This window comes from Vibrio sp. 1F253 (assembly GCF_041439295.1).
GTDB lineage: Bacteria > Pseudomonadota > Gammaproteobacteria > Enterobacterales > Vibrionaceae > Vibrio > Vibrio tasmaniensis_A.
Genome location: NZ_JBGONU010000020.1, coordinates 18,218 through 36,391, shown reverse-complemented (window position 1 = coordinate 36,391; position 18,174 = coordinate 18,218). Strand labels below are relative to the sequence as shown.

The 18,174-nt window shown below is 43.6% G+C and carries 13 protein-coding genes; 11 read left to right on the top strand and 2 right to left on the bottom strand.

Annotated elements, in window-relative coordinates; all coding sequences use genetic code 11:
• Positions 1–118: 118 nt before the first annotated feature.
• The 10 genes from ACED28_RS12025 to ACED28_RS11980 all read left to right on the top strand — a co-directional run bounded on the left by ACED28_RS12025 (position 119) and on the right by ACED28_RS11980 (position 14,622).
• The gene (locus ACED28_RS12025) at positions 119–481 is read left to right on the top strand and encodes a hypothetical protein (RefSeq protein WP_017102613.1); all 363 of its coding nucleotides are present in this window, start codon (positions 119–121) and stop codon (positions 479–481) included.
• Positions 482–484: 3 nt separating this feature from the next.
• Positions 485–1,834, top strand: coding sequence for an HlyD family type I secretion periplasmic adaptor subunit (locus ACED28_RS12020; protein ID WP_009844977.1), 1,350 nt, complete (start codon positions 485–487; stop codon positions 1,832–1,834).
• Positions 1,835–1,837: 3 nt separating this feature from the next.
• Positions 1,838–4,069 carry a response regulator gene (locus ACED28_RS12015; protein ID WP_371709929.1) on the top strand — a complete coding sequence of 744 codons (2,232 nt, stop codon included), beginning with the start codon at positions 1,838–1,840 and terminating at the stop codon, positions 4,067–4,069.
• Positions 4,044–5,468: a TolC family protein gene (locus ACED28_RS12010; protein ID WP_017102611.1), complete on the top strand. Its 1,425-nt coding sequence runs from the start codon at positions 4,044–4,046 to the stop codon at positions 5,466–5,468. Before ACED28_RS12015 ends, ACED28_RS12010 begins: the two co-directional genes overlap by 26 nt.
• Positions 5,458–7,044, top strand: coding sequence for an ABC transporter transmembrane domain-containing protein (locus ACED28_RS12005; RefSeq protein ID WP_017102610.1), 1,587 nt, complete (start codon positions 5,458–5,460; stop codon positions 7,042–7,044). The genes ACED28_RS12010 and ACED28_RS12005 overlap by 11 nt, the downstream gene beginning before the upstream one ends.
• The gene (locus ACED28_RS12000) at positions 7,041–9,179 is read left to right on the top strand and encodes an ATP-binding cassette domain-containing protein (RefSeq protein WP_371709928.1); all 2,139 of its coding nucleotides are present in this window, start codon (positions 7,041–7,043) and stop codon (positions 9,177–9,179) included. The genes ACED28_RS12005 and ACED28_RS12000 overlap by 4 nt, the downstream gene beginning before the upstream one ends.
• A gap of 109 nt (positions 9,180–9,288) precedes the next feature.
• On the top strand, positions 9,289–9,663 hold the full coding sequence (locus ACED28_RS11995; protein ID WP_009844972.1) for a hypothetical protein: 375 nt from the start codon (positions 9,289–9,291) through the stop codon (positions 9,661–9,663).
• A 215-nt stretch (positions 9,664–9,878) separates the two neighbouring features.
• Entirely contained in the window at positions 9,879–13,082 is a 3,204-nt protein-coding gene (locus tag ACED28_RS11990) for a response regulator (RefSeq protein WP_371709927.1), read from the top strand.
• Positions 13,083–13,091: 9 nt separating this feature from the next.
• Positions 13,092–13,568, top strand: coding sequence for a hypothetical protein (locus tag ACED28_RS11985; RefSeq protein ID WP_009844970.1), 477 nt, complete (start codon positions 13,092–13,094; stop codon positions 13,566–13,568).
• A 1-nt stretch (position 13,569) separates the two neighbouring features.
• A complete protein-coding gene (locus ACED28_RS11980; protein WP_017099377.1) occupies positions 13,570–14,622 on the top strand; it encodes an ABC sulfate transporter permease in 1,053 nt (350 codons plus the stop codon).
• Positions 14,623–14,736: 114 nt separating this feature from the next.
• Here ACED28_RS11980 and ACED28_RS11975 read toward each other — a convergent pair whose 3' ends face one another.
• The gene (locus ACED28_RS11975; protein WP_371709926.1) at positions 14,737–15,813 is read right to left on the bottom strand and encodes a hypothetical protein; all 1,077 of its coding nucleotides are present in this window, start codon (positions 15,811–15,813) and stop codon (positions 14,737–14,739) included.
• Positions 15,814–15,899: 86 nt separating this feature from the next.
• On the bottom strand, positions 15,900–17,231 hold the full coding sequence (locus ACED28_RS11970; protein WP_371694486.1) for an anaerobic sulfatase maturase: 1,332 nt from the start codon (positions 17,229–17,231) through the stop codon (positions 15,900–15,902).
• Positions 17,232–17,367: 136 nt separating this feature from the next.
• Here ACED28_RS11970 and ACED28_RS11965 point away from each other — a divergent pair, with 136 nt between their 5' ends.
• On the top strand, positions 17,368–18,156 hold the full coding sequence (locus ACED28_RS11965) for a formylglycine-generating enzyme family protein (protein WP_371709925.1): 789 nt from the start codon (positions 17,368–17,370) through the stop codon (positions 18,154–18,156).
• Positions 18,157–18,174: the final 18 nt, after the last annotated feature.

The window sequence follows — 18,174 nt, the reverse complement described above, 5'->3', positions numbered from 1 at the left end:
CAAGTTTTTATACAACTTTTTTCATATTTTTCTTTTTATGCATAAAGAAGTAAAAAAAATTTGAAAACTGCCTTTAAAGATCCTTAGTTATTGTGATTAAAGCAATTAAGGCAGTGGAATGATGATAGACATGACGAATTTATTGCGTTCAATCGACAACAACCACAAAGGGCTGCAATTGCTGCTAGGCGACTTTTATAAGGACTTTTCGGACGCACCGATGAACATAGAGATGCTTCATAAAGGTAATCGTTTTGATGAACTCAACAACTACTCTAAAAAATTGAAAACCATCTTAACTTTGTTATGCGACCAAGACCTGCCGCCCAAAATGGCCAAGTTGGAACATTTGAGTAAACACGAATTCCCTGCGCCGGAAGCGCTTTTAGAGGATGTAAAAACTGAACTACAAAACGTCAATAGACAAATCCATCACTTGTTGGATATTAAGGAAGTTGTAGATGACGAGTCATCGAGGTAGGTCATGAGCAATAACCAAATAGAGCATCACCTAAGAAAAGCGCTTGTTTCTAACAACGAGGCTTCCAAGGTCACAGCAGATGACACCATCGTGCTTGCAAGTGCGATGACTAGCGTTCACAAGACGTTACTCATCATTTTTCTACTTGCTTTGGTGGCTATCGCCGTAGCGTCACAAGCACGCATCGACATTGTCGTTTCTGTGCGTGGCGAGCTGTTACTAGAGTCTGATGTTGAGAAAGTTCAACATCTAGAAGGCGGTATTTTAGAAGAGCTGTTAGTGAGAAAAGGGGAAGTTGTGTATGAAGGCCAACCTATTGCTCGAATCCGCTCACTCGACCGTAACACCCAACTCGATACAGTGAACACCGAAATCATTCAGCTGGAACTCGATAAAATCCGTTATGAAAGCTTGCGTGACATGGTCGAACCAAACTTTGCTTCTTACATCGAAAAGTACCCAGAACAAGTTCAAGTCAACATGAATACGTGGCAGCAAGAGTTCTCGAAGAACCGCTCTAACGAAGAGCTGATCACTCACGATATTAAACACAAAAACTCTCTAATTGGATCAATGCTAAAGCGTCGCAAAAGCTCAGAGAACCAACTCTCACTCATTCGCAAACAACTCAACATCAAAAACACGCTTTATAAAGAAGAGATGGCGTCATATGTCGACGTTCTAAATATGAAAGTACAAGAATCCAATATGGTTCGTGAGATTGAAAACCTTGATGAGTCCGTCATGAATGAACGTTTCCAGCTCGACAAACTCGAGAAACAACATCGAGACTTGGTTGAGAACCGAAACTCTGAGTACCAAGCACAAATCATCCAGGCCAATAAAGACCTCAAACTAAAACGGATCTTACAACCACAGCACTCCGATAAGGTAGACCGACTCATAGTCTACTCACCAGTGGATGGTGTGGTCGACAAATTACACTTCAACTTCCGTTCTGCGGTAATACCACCCGGCGAGAGTATCGCTGATATTGCTCCAATCAATAACTCCCTACACGGTGAAGCGAAAATTCCGCGTAAAGACATGGGGTTTGTTGAAATTGGCCAGGCGGTAAAAGTAAAAATGGATACTTATAACTTCGCAAAATATGGATTTGTTGAGGGAACCATCGCCTCAATTAGCCGTTCATCATACGAAGAAGAAGATGCCGAATTCTATTTGGCAGAGATTGAGATTGATCGAAACTTTCTTGAACGAGGAGGCACTCAATACAAATTATCACCTTATATGGAATTTACCGCCGACGTAAAAACAGGCTCGCGTCGCGTGATCGAATACGCTGCAAAACCTGTGATGTCAGCCATCGAAGATGCATTCGATGAGAGGTAATCAATGAGCGGAAAACCTTCTTATAACATTTCCGTACCAGCTCTACGTCTGAGCATATTGTTCAGCGTAGTACTAGCGGCGCTCGCTTTCTATTTATACTTTTCTTGGTCAAAAGTAGATTCGGTTGCTCAAGTGCAAAGTGCCCCACTGCTCATACAAGCTCAGAAGCTTAATCAGACCATCGAACAAGATATTCAAACTCTACAGCAGTGCTTAAGTACCGACACTTGTGGTACTAACGAATTCAATCTAGTTAACTTGAAGCGTGAAATAGATGAATTTAGATCGCTAGCCTCTTTGAACAAAACTGAGTTCAGCTTGGTTGGCGCGACTGAATACACCCAACTTGAATTAGCTATCAATCGCTTTTCCGACAGCACTAAAACACGCAACGACGTACTCGACTTATACCTGTCACTGACCAACAACTACCTACAGATGGACGACAACTACCGCACCATGTTCAACAACCATGCGAGCGACTTGATGTCAGAGAAAAATGAGTTCTTTATCTGGTTGTTTATGGTGGTCGTGATACTGGCAGTAATCACGGTCCTATCGAACTCAGTTGCTATGTTGAAGCTGAAGAAATCCAGCTCTAATGAACGAGAAATCGACTATGAGTTCGATGCTCTCTATCAAGAGCTGAAACAACTCGACTTACAAAGACTCGAAGAGCTTCTGAATGAAGTGAGCATCAATCCGAAACAACGCCAGATCTACTCTCACCTCAAACTGATTTTCAATAAATTGGAAGACCAAAAGCGCAATAACGATCTCTACAAACAGCTGTATGCGCTAATCGGCTATGAGATTCGCGGAATCACCAACACCATCAACGGTGGTGTCCAATATCTGGTTCAAGAAACCGATGAAAACGGCGTATTGATGGCGAAGGATATTACCTCAGCATGTAGTACGTTATCTGAGTTAGCAGAAAACTATAACCGTTTGATTTCACAGGGTACGGAAAGTAAGTCGAAGGAATTCTCTTTACTGAGCGTGTTGTCTGAATTGATGATTCATATCAGCGCCAAAGTTCAGAGGAACGAAGGTCAACTCGACTGCTTTATCTCTGATAATTTGCCGAACCGTGTGGAAGGCCAATCCACCAGCTTGTTCTGGATCTTGTTCCTGCAGCTTTCTAACGCCATCCAACTTAAATCAAACAAGAAGTTGTTCGTGACAATAGAGTCTGGCGCAGCTTCGGATATGGAAAATACACGTGTCACCATCAATCTGAATTTCCTTTCAACACTGGATGTCTCTGTCGCCAAGCTCAATAAGCTCCATTGGAGCGATCATAAACACCATACTGCTAACACAGACGACTTAGCGAAAAGCGTATTAAAAGATTACGGGTATTACGAAAGTCACTGGTTCCAATCGGGTACACAGGAACGTTTTCAGATCGAGCTTGATCTCAAGGCGAAGAATTTCCATACAGAGAAAACTCGCTTCGACGGCAAGCGTTTACTGCTTTGCGCCAATACACAAGTTCGTATAGATGTAATGAAGAAAATGCTCAGTAACTTGGGGCTTGATATCACTGAAATCCGCACTGCAAATGAGTTGTTTTCAGCGGCGAAGACCTTTGGTGAGTACGATGCCATCATGCTGACCGATACCTTTGAACCTAACAAGCTGCCATCACTGAGCAAAACGGTGAAATCTCAACTTAAGAATCATCCAAATACCAAGCTGTTGCTGTCAGTAACCAATACTCAGCATGCACAAGAGTGTCACAGCTTCGTCGATAAGATCATCAACTCCCCTGCGATTCCTTATGAGTTTATTCCGAACTTACTCACCATTATGGAAGCAGAAGCATCAGAAGAGCAGATGGAAAACAGTTCATTCCTTATCGTAGAGGATGACCGAGTTCAACAGATCTTACTTAAACGAATTTTAACCAAACAAGAGTATGAACCAGACACGGTTGGCGATGGTGCCGACGCAGTAGAGCACTTCATGAATAAACGTTCTGACATCATTTTCATGGACTGCATCATGCCAGGTATGGGCGGCATTGAAGCGACCAAACGCATTCGCCAGTTTGAACAAGAGAACGAGAAAAACCCTTGTACCATCATAGGGGCAACCGCATTGACCAGCAGTAACGAACACCAGGCTTGTATTGAAGCCGGAATGGATTACGTGATCAGCAAACCTTACAAAAGCGACCAAATCATCAAGGTGATCAACAAGTATGTGGCGGTACAGAAACTTAACTAGCAGCATTATGGCTGCGCTTGCATTCAGCACAACACCTTCAGTATCGGCGACGACCCTGCTTGAGGCGGTAGAACTCGGCCTGCAAAACAGCCTATCCCTTCGCGCCAGTGATAAAGGTGTGGAAGAGAACGAATACAACATTGGGATCAGCCGCTCTAAGTTTCTTCCTTCACTCAATGGTGCAGCTGATACTACATGGAATGAGAATGAAACCTTGTTATCGAGCGTGCCCGATGAAACCTCCAGCTATAACTCAAACAGCTACAGCCTTTCCCTTACCCAATCGATATTCAATCTTGGTGATATTTTTAAATATGGAACGGCAAAACTCGACTTCAATATTGAAGAAATTAAACACGAGAACAAAATCCAGAGCACTATCTCTGAAATCGGCTCTCAATACTTCGAGTATTTGAAAAACAATGCGCAAATAAAAGCGACCAAGGTAGAGCTTAAGTCGTCTGAGACTCGTGAACATCAGATGCGACGCAACGTAGAGTTGGGGAACACAGCCGCCAGCGAGCTGTACGAAGTTATCGCTCAGAAAGAAGGTGTGTCGAATCGATTAAGAACCTTGCAGAAAGATCGCCGTGTCATTCTCAACGGGCTATCCATTCAGATTCAGTACCCTATCACTCCATCACAGGATATATACGAAAGTGTGCCATTAAAAGAGATAAACGAAAGCGAACAACACTCAATCATGGATCAAGCGTTAAAGCTCAACAACGACTTACTAGTAGCCAAGAAAAACGTCGAGAGAAGCCGTAGAAGCTTAAAAGAGAGCGGTACAAACTTCTTACCTACCGTGTCACTCTCAGCCAGCTATCGTCACGATGACGCCAATAACTACGATAAAACCGACATCACAGCGACAGGCGAAAGCAACTCAACTAGCGTTGGCTTGAACCTAGCCTTGCCTATTTTGTCTGGTGGTTCTGATTACTATGGATATCAAAAATCATCGACGGCAATTGAACGTACTGAACTGCTTTATCAAGACTCGCTTTACACCACGCGCAACAGCGTGAACACCTCTGTACTCAACATCAACGATTTTTCGCAATCTATAAGCAGTTACGAGAACATCATTCGCGCCAACTATGCCTCTTATAAAGGGATCCAAAGAGCCTACCAATTAGGCACGCGTACCATCACCGACTTGCTGGCGGCGGAAAGTAAACTGTTCAGCGCTTTGAGAGACTATGAAAGCGCACGATACGACTACATCATCGAGACCATCAAGCTTGAGCAAATTAAAGGCATACTCTCAATTCAATCGATAGAGAGCATCATGCAATTGATGAGCGATATTGAGGGACGAGACAATCAAGATTTGGTGCCGAAACACCTTCTCTCAACGGAGTCATTGAGAAAAGGAGGTCGTAATGCAAACTGAGCAATTTTCGCAAAAGATCAATATGGCAGATAAGTGTTATCTGACTTTCTCAACGATAATATCGACCCTGTTTGGCTTGGTACTGCCCTTCTCTATTCTGATCATTTTTGACCGAGTGTTACCCAACCAAGCACAAGATACTCTGTTCTTACTGTTTACGATTATCTTGATTTCCATCTTCCTTGACTACCACCTGAAAAATCAGGAAGAGAAGATTTCCTCTGTCATCATGAGGCAGTTTGAGACCAACTTAACCAATAAGGTATTTCAATCCATCTGTTTGGCTGAGATCTCTAAATTCCGCCGTTTAGAGCCCGGTGAATATTTGGAGCGTATTTCGACCATTCCAGAACTGAAAACCTTTTTTGGTGGAGAATCGGTTCGAGCACTGATCAACCTTGCTGTCAGTTTGATTACCATCCTTATCATAGGACTCATCAACATATGGGCTGGTATTACACTTCTGATTGCCTCTGTCATCTTGGCTATTTTCGCGTGGAGCCTTTCCAAACAAAAGATTGGTAGTTTGCAGAATAAGTCAGACATCGAAGGGTTAACCACCTCCAAAATCATCGAGATCATCTCTAGCCCGCTTGATATCAAAGCTCGAAATATGGAATACCGCGTTGAAAGCCTGATGACACAAATGGTCGAGGAACGTGAAGTTGAAAACATCAAATACGAACAGATTGAATCGAATTTTGGCTTAATCTTAGCGCTCATCCAACAACTCTCGATTGCTTGTGTTGTTGTGGTATTGGCAACAGCCGTGATCAATATGGAGTCAAGCCAAGGCATTATGGCCGCGATAATCATGCTTACCAATCGTTACTTCGCGCCCTACCAACAAGTGATGCGTACCGCGAGCCGCTGGGAACTAAACAAGCTCCATATACAACGTATCGCCGAACTTCTTGAACTGGCCGCGTCGGTTGAACATCAACATGAGACGACCGAAGTAGAACGTATTTCTGTTAAATATTCTGAAAAGCAGCGTATCGAATTCGAACTCGGACAAACTTATTTGCTTACCGGGAAAAGTGGCTCCGGCAAGACCCACCTTGCTAACTGTATTACACGTCAGAACAATGATAACAAACTGGACATCATGATTAATGACACGCCTCTGAGTGACGTAAACTACAACGTTTGGCGTAACAGCGTGCTGATGGTCGATAAAACAAGTTCATTCGTGGAAGGGACCATTATTGATAACCTAACCTGTTTCCGTCCAAGCCTGAACAATACGGCTTTCGCCTTATGTGAAACCATGAACATCAAGGCTCAAATTGATGGGCTGCCTGCAGGTTTCTATACCGAGCTCAAAGGTCACATGCGTAACCCATTCTCACGCCAAGTTGGCTATGCTCTGTTATTAGTCCGTGCCCTGCTCGCCAGTAAGCGTGTGTTGATATTCGACGATATAGACTGCGTCTTTGATGAAGAATTTGCGCGCGTCGTGCTGACCAGTACCGCCTATCGTGCCAATGACAAAATCTTAATCATCGCCAGCAATAAGATGGATAAACTTAACCACCGCCTCAAACGCGTAAAACTTATCGGAGGTGACCAATGAGTATCCTAGTAGACTTCAATAATGTGCCGCAACGTGTTTTGGATTTTGAATCTAGTGGATACGACGAACGTTACAGTCAATCGCCACTTATTCGTGGTTTGGCCTACACCTTGATAGCGCTCGAATGGGAAGGCACGCCCGCTATACTCAGCGATGCTTTTATTCCAAAACCCAAAGACGGCGATAGCTTTACAGCAACCATAGAGCGCCTTGGATACCGCTGTGATGTGACCAAACTAAAGACACTCGAGAATATCGATAAATATCCTCACCCGTGCTTTATTGAGATAGAAAACCTCAGTGCCATCTTCTTAGGGACAAAAGATGGGAAGTTGCTGCTGTTTGATTACACGAACAACAACACCATTGAATACCCAATGTGTAAAAAGCCCTGCTTGCTGATTTCTATTAGCGAGTACTCTCGTCTGTTCCGCGAACCACCTCCGGAATCGCAAGACAGAAGCAATTGGATAAAATACGCTTTCTATCGTTACAACAATGAACTTAAAAGCCTGATCATTCTGAGCTTCGTCATCAGTATTCTCGGTGCGTTACAGCCATTCTTCATCATGAGTGTCTATAACTTCGCACTGACTTCGAGTTCTCAAGCCACGCTCTATTGGTTGACCCTATTTGCCGTGATCGTCGGCTTCTCGGAATACTTCTTCAAAAAGATGCGAGTCAACATCATTGCGACCTCCGGTAAAGATCTCGCGGTTCACATATCCCAAGCCGTAATATCGAAACTGCTTTGGCTGCCCTACGCAATGACTTCAACCGCAGGGGTTTCGTCTCAGTTGGCTCGTTTGAAAGATATCGATACCTTCCGCCGCTTAGTGACCGCAGAATCGACCCTTAGTTACTTTGATATGCCGTTTGTGATTGTATTCATCATTGCGATTGCTCTGATGTCTGGCACCGCTGCACTTGTGGTGATGGGCGGCTTAATATTGATGTTGGTGTTCTGTGTTTACTCTCGTTACATCTACTCACAAGCCACATCTAAAAGCTCTCGCGCCAATGCGATGGTCTCTTATCAATGGAATGAAATCCTTCGTGGTATCAAGACCATTCAGGGTTTGCCTTTGTTGCGCGTGGTTCAATCTCGTTTTAGTGCCTCCCATATGCAAAGCACCAATGATGCGGAGAATGTCGCTGTAACCAACAGTAAAATTCAGGCTGCAGGTGGTAGTTTGATTCAGGTGATTGGTACTGCAAGTATCGTGACCGCAGTAATCGGAGTCATGGAAGGCACTTCTGATGCGGGTGCGATGCTTGCAACCGTTATTCTCGTTTGGAAAGCACTAGGCCCGATCATGGGTATCTATAACTCAATTTCTAAGTTTCAATCCATCAAGGCGTCATCGGCACAGATAAACAATTTAATGTCGATGAATGACGACAAGCTAACGCTAGAAAAAAGCCCGCCTATTCGGCTGTTCCAAGGAAATATTGTGGGCAGTGGTGTCAGCCACCGTTACACAGGGGCAGCAACAGGGTTAACCAACCTTGGTTTCAAGATACCTCCCAGTGCAAAAGTCGTCATATGTGGCCCGACTGGCTGTGGAAAAACCACGCTCATTTCAATCATGGCTGGTTTAGAAGATCGTTATCAGGGCGCGGTGTCTGTCGATGGCTATAACATTAAGCAATTCAACAGTTATCGCTATCGCACGTCGATTAACTACATCCCTTTCAATTTGCACATTTTCGAAGGTTCTTTGGAGACCAATTTCATTTTACACAATGGATTGATTCCGACAGAGAAAATGCAGGAGATGGTGAGCTTCTTCGAGCTAGACGAATGGCTGCCAGAAGGCTTGGCGACTCAATTGAGTGTCGATAAGTGCAAAGGTCTTCCCAATGGCATTCAACAAAAGCTGCGTTTGGCACTTGGTTTAGGCAACTGTGAGCAATCTCTGATAATCATTGATGAACCGTTCAACGGGGCTGAAAATGAAAACGCCCAGTATTTTAACCGCCTGTTCAGCGATAAGTTGCTGAATAAAACCGTCATTTTTTCGACCAATGATCCCGGTTTGATCGCTACTTCCAATATGAGTTTGGTTCTAGAACCTGATGGCAACTTGAAATATTTTGGCTTAACAGACAAATACTTAAACAGCTTGAGTTAAACACGACGATGCTTATTCACAAATTACCCGTTAGATAAATGGATGTAATTGACAAAAACATAAGTGAGAGAGATGATTCGCTCTAAAATCACCGATACAAAGGAAGCAAATGTACACATTCGTTGCAGACAAGCTTGATGTAGCTTACTTATCCGCAATTCCTGAAAACCATCAACTTCAGGGCTGCGATGTGCCTGAAGAGGAAATCGAACTTCGAGAGATCATAGAAGTTTGGTATGAGTGTGCCTTTCTACCCGCTTTCAATCTTCAGAAAATCGATATCGAGAACAAAGCTGAGTTAACCGTCGTACAATCAAATGTTCTGAGCAACGATACGCGTACGCTCGCTTTCCTACTCAAAAACAGAGTGTACCGCGCTGCACTGAACAGAATGCTCGGTGTTTGGGCGCTAGAACCTTCTGCAAAAACGGTGTTAGAGCAACTTCTATTTGAACTAAGTCTCGATAAAAATCACCCTAATTAACTCGCTTTTTAAGATACTCATCAATAAGCATCAAAATCAAACCGACCGCCAAACGCTATAAATTGCTAGCAAGACAAGCTATTTCAAAATAAGCTGTGGAATCACAAGAACTTATACCCCTCCCACACTTCCATTAAATTTACAGTTTCAAAGTTTCCATATCGGCATTTTTATTCTACTGTTTTTATATAAAACCAGTTGGATGGATCCTTAATATGTCGACACTTACGGTCTGGAATAACCTTTCAGTTAAACATAAACTCTTTGGCTTAGTTCTACTACCGATCTCATTGCTCCTTTTCTTAGCCGGTAGACAAGCTTACTTTCTGACTACGCAGTTAAACGATTTTGAGCGAACCAATCAGTTAGCAATTTACCTTGAAGATATCTCTGTCTTGTATCGAAGTACTTTGGCCCCAAACACTGAAGAGTTCGTTAATCGAAGTGCTAAGGTAAATGCCGAGCTCAAAGCACTTTCACCCAGCATATTTCTAAACAGTTCCGAAGAAGTGAACCAACTGCTGGCCGACTTCAGTGAGGCAACCTTGTCGACTATGAAAACGACCGACAGTTTCGATAAGCTGGATGCGATTGAGTGGCAAAGTGACTTGTACCAACAATTGTTGTTGGCCATTGAGAAAGTCCCTTTTGATATCACCAAGCGTGAGATTCAACAGCACCTCACCGCCTTGCATCAACTAGAGTGGTTGATGTTTTGGTCAAATGAAGAATTTAAGCTCAGCGCTTCGCTCTTCGATATTTACCAAAATCATCAAGAGTATGATTCTGAACTAGCCGAGTTGGTTGAAAGCCTCAATGCTAGGCAAGTTTTGTTCTTAGAAAGATTTGTATCCTTGAATGCCAATACACATCAAGTTTCACTCATGATTGAAGTGTTTAAAGATGAGGCTTTTATGAAAAGCCAAGAGATACGTCACGCACTTCATAGTTCATCCACAATAAGCGCATTGACTCCACAAGAGATCACTACCGGACTCAATGCGATGAGTGCTCGCCTAAGCCTGTTGCAGAATTTAGGTGACGTGATCAAACAAGAGTTCCAAGCCGAAGTAGCTCAAGCGATCTCAGATGCTCAAACAGAAAGAACGCTATTTATTTCCATCGTCACGTTGCTTGCAGCAACTGTTATGGGATTAACCCTCAGTTTAGCGAAACAAGTCACCAACAATCTTGGGCTAGTTCTTAGGTTCTTAAAAAGTGAAAACGATGATACCCGCCCTTCTTTGGCCAAACTGATTCAAGGCCAAGACGAACTCAGCCTATTTGCTCAGCAAGTAGAGCGACTCACCATCGAACGAGAACATGCAAAAGAGAAGTTAACGATAGCTAAAGAAGACGCAGAGCGAGCTAAAGAAGACGCCGAAGAAGCCAAAGACCACGCGATACAAGCTAGCAAAGCGAAAAGTAGCTTCTTGGCCAATATGTCTCATGAAATTCGAACCCCACTGAATGGCGTTATCGGAATTTCGGAGATCCTGTCAGACACACCACTTACACCAACACAACGTGATTATGTAGATACGATCGAGACCTCATCCCAACTACTGCTAAGCCTGATCAACGACATCTTAGACTTCTCTAAGATTGAATCTGGCATGCTATTAATCAGCCCGCATTCGGCATCGATTAGAGAATCCATTTACGACATCGCATCTATTGTCGCGCCAAAAGCTAAAGAGCAAAAAATATCAGTGAACGTTGATATCAGCCCAGACACACCTGCACGCGTGATGATCGATGATCACCGATTAAGACAGATCTTGATGAACTTTATGTCGAACGCGGTGAAGTTCACAGCAGAAGGTGGCGTTACCCTGTCAATCCAAACGCTAAACAAAGCAGAAAACAATGTCACCCTAAGGTTTTCTGTGCGAGACACGGGGATTGGTATCGATAAACAGCAACAGAAACAGATATTCGAACCGTTCGCTCAAGAAGATGATTCAACGACCAGACAATTCGGTGGTACTGGTCTTGGCCTTGCGATCAGTACTCAGCTTGTTGAACTTATGGGTGGTCAGATCCAACTCGACTCCGTCAAAGGTAAAGGCAGTTGTTTCTACTTCGATCTAGAATTACCCATTGATTTAATGTTGCCAAAACCAAGCACAGCAACCGCCGACATTTATGTTCTAGGTAACGCGAACATGCTCTCTAAACGAATAGAATGGGACCTTAACCTCTATGGTTTAGAAATAACCCAACAAACGAGAGATACAGCTGAGCTTACACAACAACTCACGATTCAAAAGCACGCTAACCCAATCACAGTTGTCTTTGCTGAAGATGACACATTCCAAGCCAGTGACTATACCAGTGACTTAGATAAGCTCCACCAAAACGGCATCACTATCTGCTTGATTCGATCATTTTTGAGCGAGCCGGCTGACATCGGCAATTGTGTTACGGCTCAAGTATCACAGCCCCTACTCGGTTTACGTTTGATTAAAGCGGTTGAGCTCTGTGATACACAGGGTCGGGTTGAGCTTTCAGAGGCGAGCCAACCTTCTCTAGAGATACAACACAAAATTCTGATCGTCGAAGACAACAAGGTCAACCAAAAAATTGCCGGGCTTCATGTTGGTAAAAGTGGTTTTGAATTCGAGTTTGCGAATAATGGCCAGGAAGCCGTGGACATGTTCAGATCGAACCCTCACTACGCAGCAATACTCATGGACTGCATGATGCCGGTTATGGATGGCTTTGAAGCGACAAGTAATATTCGCCGCGTTGAAAAAGAGACCAATACCACGCGTCGTATCCCTATCATTGCCCTGACCGCCAGTGTTATTGATGACGATATTCAAAGGTGTTTCGACGTGGGCATGGATGACTATGTGCCAAAGCCATTCAAATTTGAAATGTTAAAAGAAAAAGTACTTGCCGCCGTTGAAGCAATGCCACTTCCTGTTGCCTACAAAACTAAATCTACGAAAAAACCCGCGACCGTAACGCCGATTCTTAATGCTGCAGCTAAACGGACTGTGCCAGAGGAAAGAGAACAAAACCCGGTTCCGAGCAAATCTGAAAGAATACTGCTCGTCGAAGACAATCGAGTTAACCAAAAAGTCGCTTCGGTCATGCTAACAAGGGCTGGTTACGCTTTTGAAATTGCAGAGAATGGTCAAATTGCCGTTGATATGTACCAAAACGACAGTAGTTTCGACATTATACTAATGGATTGCATGATGCCCGTTATGGACGGTTTCACAGCAACTAAGGAGATTCGGGAGCATGAGAAAAACCTAGGCTTAAGCAAAACTCCTATCATCGCGCTAACCGCCAGTGTTATCGATGATGACATTCAAAAGTGCTTTGATTCAGGCATGGATGGATACGTAGCGAAGCCCGTAAGAAAAGAAAAGCTATTCCATCAAATAGAAAGTGCGACTTGTTAGGAGAAACCCATGGATTGGATTAAAACAATAAAAACACTTCCACGCAGAGTCATATTGCCCGTCGCGGTAGGGCTATTAGGAAACTTGCTTCTTCTCAGCCCAGCTCATGCCGCAGAAGATTACGCCATATTCTCTTTAGATTCAGGATTTGAAGAAATATCGATAAACAAAGCAAGGAAGCTGTATAGAGGAAAAACAAAACGACTCGATGGTAAACGTGTAGAACTCTCTGATTGGCCTGAAAACAGCAGCGAACGTGAAGTTTTTTACCAACAACTGCTTGGAAAAAACGCAGCTCAAATGAATGCCCATTGGGCGAGCTTATCCTTCTCAGGTAAAGCTCGTTATCCAAGAGAGATTAAATCGGCGTCCACCGAAACCTTGGTTGACTGGCTTGATGACAAGCCCAATCGAATTGGGTACGCCCCGCTCTCGACGCTCCCTGAAAATGCCAATGTTCTATACGTTATAAGCTCGGAGAAATAATATGAAAAAAATAATTACGTCAGTGCTATGTGCTTCAATTGCCTCTCCGGCTTTCGCTATTATTGAACTTACCGATAATTTTTCGTTAAGCGGATTTGGTTCTACTTCTTGGGCAACATCAGATAACGACTCCCCTTTAATCATCAACAATGGTTTTACCGATGAAAATTGTTATGACTGTGATACCACACTTGGAGTTCAACTCGATTACTTTTACAACTCATTTAAAGCTTCCGTACAAGTTGTCAAACCACCCCAATATGATTGGAGTGATCCTCAACTCGAGTGGGCTTACTTGGGCTATGAATTTAACGACTTCGATGTGAGTATTGGTCGATTACGACTGCCACTATTCCTTGCCTCTGAATACTATTATGTTGGCCAAGCCTATATGACGGCAAGACCACCGACAGAGGTGTATAACAGCGTTCTTGGTATTACCGCTTTCAACGGTGTCAAAGTGAGTTGGACTCATGATGTAACCGATGAAGCTACCCTACAACTCTCTCCATTTGTCGGAATCAAAGATAAGAATGAAGTAGAGTTCAATTCGACAACCGAGCTGGAATTCGAAACAAATCGAATGTTTGGTGCAAACCTTCAATTAAGTGGTGATAACTATCGTTGGAACTTATCTTTCCTTGATTCAAATTTCGATCAAACGACAAAAATTAAAAACGTTGGCACGCTTCCAACAGCAGACAACCAACACATCCAACTTTGGTCGCTAGGCGCTGAATATGAATTTGGCCAAGCGGTATTGGCGAGCGAAGGTCAAATCAGTGACGTTTCTTCATCCATGTACGCCAGCCTAGGTTACCATTTAGGAGCATTTACACCTTACGTAGTATACGGCGCGCAATTTAACGCCAATGAGCACTTAGAAGGGAATAGCTACTTAGTTGGTGTAGATTACGACTTGATGTCAAATATATCTATCAATGGTGAAATGCAATTCTTCGAAGCTCGTAGGTCAAACGGTGCCTTTATTGACGCCCCTAAAACCGATAAAGATGCATTGCTCTACACCATCATGTTGAGTTTTGTTTTTTAGCTCGAATTCAAATCGATGGTCACTTGCAGCAATTAAGATCCAAAAAAGCCAGTCGAATATTCGACTGGCTTTCTCAATAACGGTTTGTCAGCTTACCATTAACCCATCTAAAGATTATGAGCTTGGCGCGACTCGTTTCTCTTTCAACTGTTCAATAACATAATCAGGAGCCACTTTACCTAGCTCACCCAAGCAATCATCTGTTTTTTCATTGCCATAGCGTACATAAATATCGCATACCGCGTATAACTGTTCTGGAGAGCCAGAGATCAAATACGCTTTCTCGAACGATTTAGTCGATTTGTCGATATCCAGCTCTTCTTGTAGTACCCCATTCAAGTACCAGTAGTAGCTGTTATCTTTTGCAAGTTCTGCTGCTACTTCAATCTCTTTGGCTGCTGCTGCCTTGTCTTCAAGGCGAACCAAAGTTAATGATTTAGAATAGTGCATCGCTGCATTGTCCGGCACGTTCTTCAAACCACGATCCAACACCTCGACCGCTTGTTGATCTTTATTCTGAGATCGGAAGTTATCCGCGTAGCTCAGCCAAACTTGAGGGTCTTTCTGGTGAGTATTAATCAACTCAAGATAAATCGTTTCCGCTTTATCCCATTCATTGTGCCAACGGAGCACGTCAGCGAACAACAATTGAAACTTTTCAGATTCTTGTGATTCCAAGAATGTTATTAACTCAGCGACAGGTTGTTCGATTTGTGCTTTCTGTTCTTTATCTAACGTATTGTAATCACGAACTAAGTTCGATGTTGCTGAATGACGAACCATAGAGTCTGTATCGCTCAGCAAAGGCGAAACTAACGCCCAACGATGCTCAAGTTGATATGGCGAAGAACCGATAATCGAAGCCTCACGAACTTCAGGGTTTTGATCTTTCAAACCTCTTGCCACCGCCACCAGCGCATTCTGGCTTGGGTATGAAGCAAGTTCTTGCAGTGCACCAGTACGATTTTCAACGGATTGATTCTGATCTTGAGCCATGTAAGACAACTGTTGAATTCGGGTTTGTGTGTCCGTCATTTCAAGCACTTGATTGATATTTTTTGCCGGTGCGTCAACGGTTTGTTGAACGCTATTGGCAGCCATTGCTGACGTTGAAATCAATGCAGACGTTGATATCAATGCGGACGTTGAAACCAATAAAGCAACAGCCGTCGCTAAACTCTTCTTCATCATAGTATTACCTTAAACTGGAGAACTTAGCCTGTCCTTAGACTCGTATCTGATTAAATTTATCTTGGGCCGTTGACCCAAAAAACGAGTTAAAACTTGGTCTCGAACGTAGCTTGTTGCGCCTGTTTTGCACGATGCGCCATCAATACCGAGTCACTGAATTTGCCATGAGCCACTGAGTGCCCCATCGCACGAGCAATATAAGCCATCGACTTGTCGACATGAGAAAAGAACTTGTGCCAACCAGCACATAAGTAGTTCAAGCCCGGTTCACCTGCGCGAGTTTTGATAAAGCGGTTTTTCGGACATTCACCATGACAAGCAAACTTGTACTCACACTGCTGACATTGACTGGTCATTGTGCGTGATTTAGCAAAACCAAACTTTTGCTGTGGTGCGCTGTACGCCAAATCATCAAGCTTCTCGTGGTGGATATTGCCAATTTTGTATTCAGGGTAAACGTAGTGGTCACAAGAGAACACATCACCGTTTGGCTCCATCGCTAGGCCTTTACCGCAGATCTCATTCAGAGTGCAAAGCGGATTCGGACGACCAATCCACGTTTCTAAGCTCGCTTCAAAATACTGAACGAACACTTTACCGATGTCGTTCTTCGCCCACTCATCAAACACAGAGATCAGGAAGTTACCCCAAGCCAAGTCCGACACACACCACGATTCCATGATCGAATCTTTATGGCCGGGGATCAGGCGTTTGTCGCCTTGTTTTAGCTGCTCACTCACTTGGGATGTTTGTGGCGCAACCGTTCTAAAGGTTTTCTGTTCAACGATAGGAATAAACTGCATTTGTGGAGACTTCACCACATCACGTAGGAAGCGATACACCTCAAGTGCATTTTGACTGGTGAGGTTATTCACACAAGTCAACGTTGCAAATTTAACTTGATGTTTGTGCAGCAACTCAACCGCCGCCATCACTTGTTTGAATGTGCCACGGCCTGCTCTATTAACACGATACGCATTGTGCAGCATTTCAGGGCCATCAATACTCAAGCCAATCAGGAAGTTATTCTTTGCTAAGAATCGGCCCCAATCGTCATTCAGCAGTGTGCCATTGGTTTGTAGATCATTTGAAATCAACACACCTTCAGGCTGGTACTTTTTTTGTAGCTCAACCACTCTTTCAAAGTACGCTAAACCCAGCATAGTTGGCTCGCCGCCCTGCCATGAGAAGATAATTTCAGGCGTGTTTTGACCTTCGATATATTGTCGGATGTAGGTTTCTAGCGTCTCATCATCCATTCTTGGAGAACTGCCTTTCTTGTACTCCAACAAATCTTGCTTACTTAGGTAATAACAATATTTACAGTCAATGTTGCATGCTGCGCCAATTGGCTTAGCCATAACATGCAAGCGTTTAGACGCTTTACCATTGTATTGTGGACCTTGAGTAATGTGCATGATTTATCTACCTATCTTAGTGTCTGTAGCCATCATAATGCCTATTTCAGTCAGTGGCATGTTATACCCTTTATAACCAATAGGAATGACCTTAAACGTTAAAATTGCCCTCTATTTCGAACATTCGAGGCACGTGATGAAATTTTTCAATTACAAACAATTAGCGGCGATCAGCAGCGTCACCATGACTATTTTCCTAAGCGGCTGTGCGAGCGTGCCTACACACCCTATCGCCCAACAAATCGACCAAGAGATGGTGCTAGTTGAAGGTGGTACATTCACCATGGGTTCGAACGATCCTGAAGCGACCAAAGCAGAACAACCAGCGCGAGATATAACTGTAGATAGTTTCTACATTGCGAAGTTTGAGGTGACTCAAGAATTGTTCGAATCGGTGATGGGTTCATCTCTCAGTTATTTCCAAAACCCACAAGTTCCGGTCAATAACTTAAGTTGGCAACAGGCGAACTACTTCGTTGAACAATTGAACGAACTTACAGGTGAAGAATACCGTCTGCCGACTGAAGCTGAATGGGAATTTGCAGCGAAAGGTGGCAACAAGAGCAAAGGCTATACTTACAGTGGTTCCAATAACTTAGATGATGTTGCGTGGTACTCAGCAAATTCTAAAAATAGCGCACATCCAGTCGGGCTAAAGAAGCCAAATGAACTAGGCTTATATGACATGACCGGAAACGTGGGTGAGTTTGTGATTGATACCTTCGATGACACCTTCTACCGATTCGGTCCAACAGACAATCCTAACAACGCAAAACACAGCGACGTTGGTTTATCACATAAATCGGTTCGCGGTGGCAGCTTTGCTTATGACGAAAACGAATCTGAAAGTTACCGTCGCGACTTCGCAAGCCAATCGATCACTATGTCAGATATGGGCCTGCGTTTAGTTAAGGATACGAACTAGCTAAAGCTGTGAGCTAGT

Excerpts from the sequence above, each read along its gene's own strand:
- ACED28_RS12025 (WP_017102613.1), top strand. The coding sequence starts at position 119 with ATGATGATAGACATGACGAATTTATTGCGTTCAATCGACAACAACCAC.
- ACED28_RS12020 (WP_009844977.1), top strand. The coding sequence starts at position 485 with ATGAGCAATAACCAAATAGAGCATCACCTAAGAAAAGCGCTTGTTTCT.
- ACED28_RS12015 (WP_371709929.1), top strand. The coding sequence starts at position 1,838 with ATGAGCGGAAAACCTTCTTATAACATTTCCGTACCAGCTCTACGTCTG.
- ACED28_RS12010 (WP_017102611.1), top strand. The coding sequence starts at position 4,044 with ATGTGGCGGTACAGAAACTTAACTAGCAGCATTATGGCTGCGCTTGCA.
- ACED28_RS12005 (WP_017102610.1), top strand. The coding sequence starts at position 5,458 with ATGCAAACTGAGCAATTTTCGCAAAAGATCAATATGGCAGATAAGTGT.
- ACED28_RS12000 (WP_371709928.1), top strand. The coding sequence starts at position 7,041 with ATGAGTATCCTAGTAGACTTCAATAATGTGCCGCAACGTGTTTTGGAT.
- ACED28_RS11995 (WP_009844972.1), top strand. The coding sequence starts at position 9,289 with ATGTACACATTCGTTGCAGACAAGCTTGATGTAGCTTACTTATCCGCA.
- ACED28_RS11990 (WP_371709927.1), top strand. The coding sequence starts at position 9,879 with ATGTCGACACTTACGGTCTGGAATAACCTTTCAGTTAAACATAAACTC.
- ACED28_RS11985 (WP_009844970.1), top strand. The coding sequence starts at position 13,092 with ATGGATTGGATTAAAACAATAAAAACACTTCCACGCAGAGTCATATTG.
- ACED28_RS11980 (WP_017099377.1), top strand. The coding sequence starts at position 13,570 with ATGAAAAAAATAATTACGTCAGTGCTATGTGCTTCAATTGCCTCTCCG.
- ACED28_RS11975 (WP_371709926.1), bottom strand. The coding sequence starts at position 15,813 with ATGATGAAGAAGAGTTTAGCGACGGCTGTTGCTTTATTGGTTTCAACG.
- ACED28_RS11970 (WP_371694486.1), bottom strand. The coding sequence starts at position 17,231 with ATGCACATTACTCAAGGTCCACAATACAATGGTAAAGCGTCTAAACGC.
- ACED28_RS11965 (WP_371709925.1), top strand. The coding sequence starts at position 17,368 with ATGAAATTTTTCAATTACAAACAATTAGCGGCGATCAGCAGCGTCACC.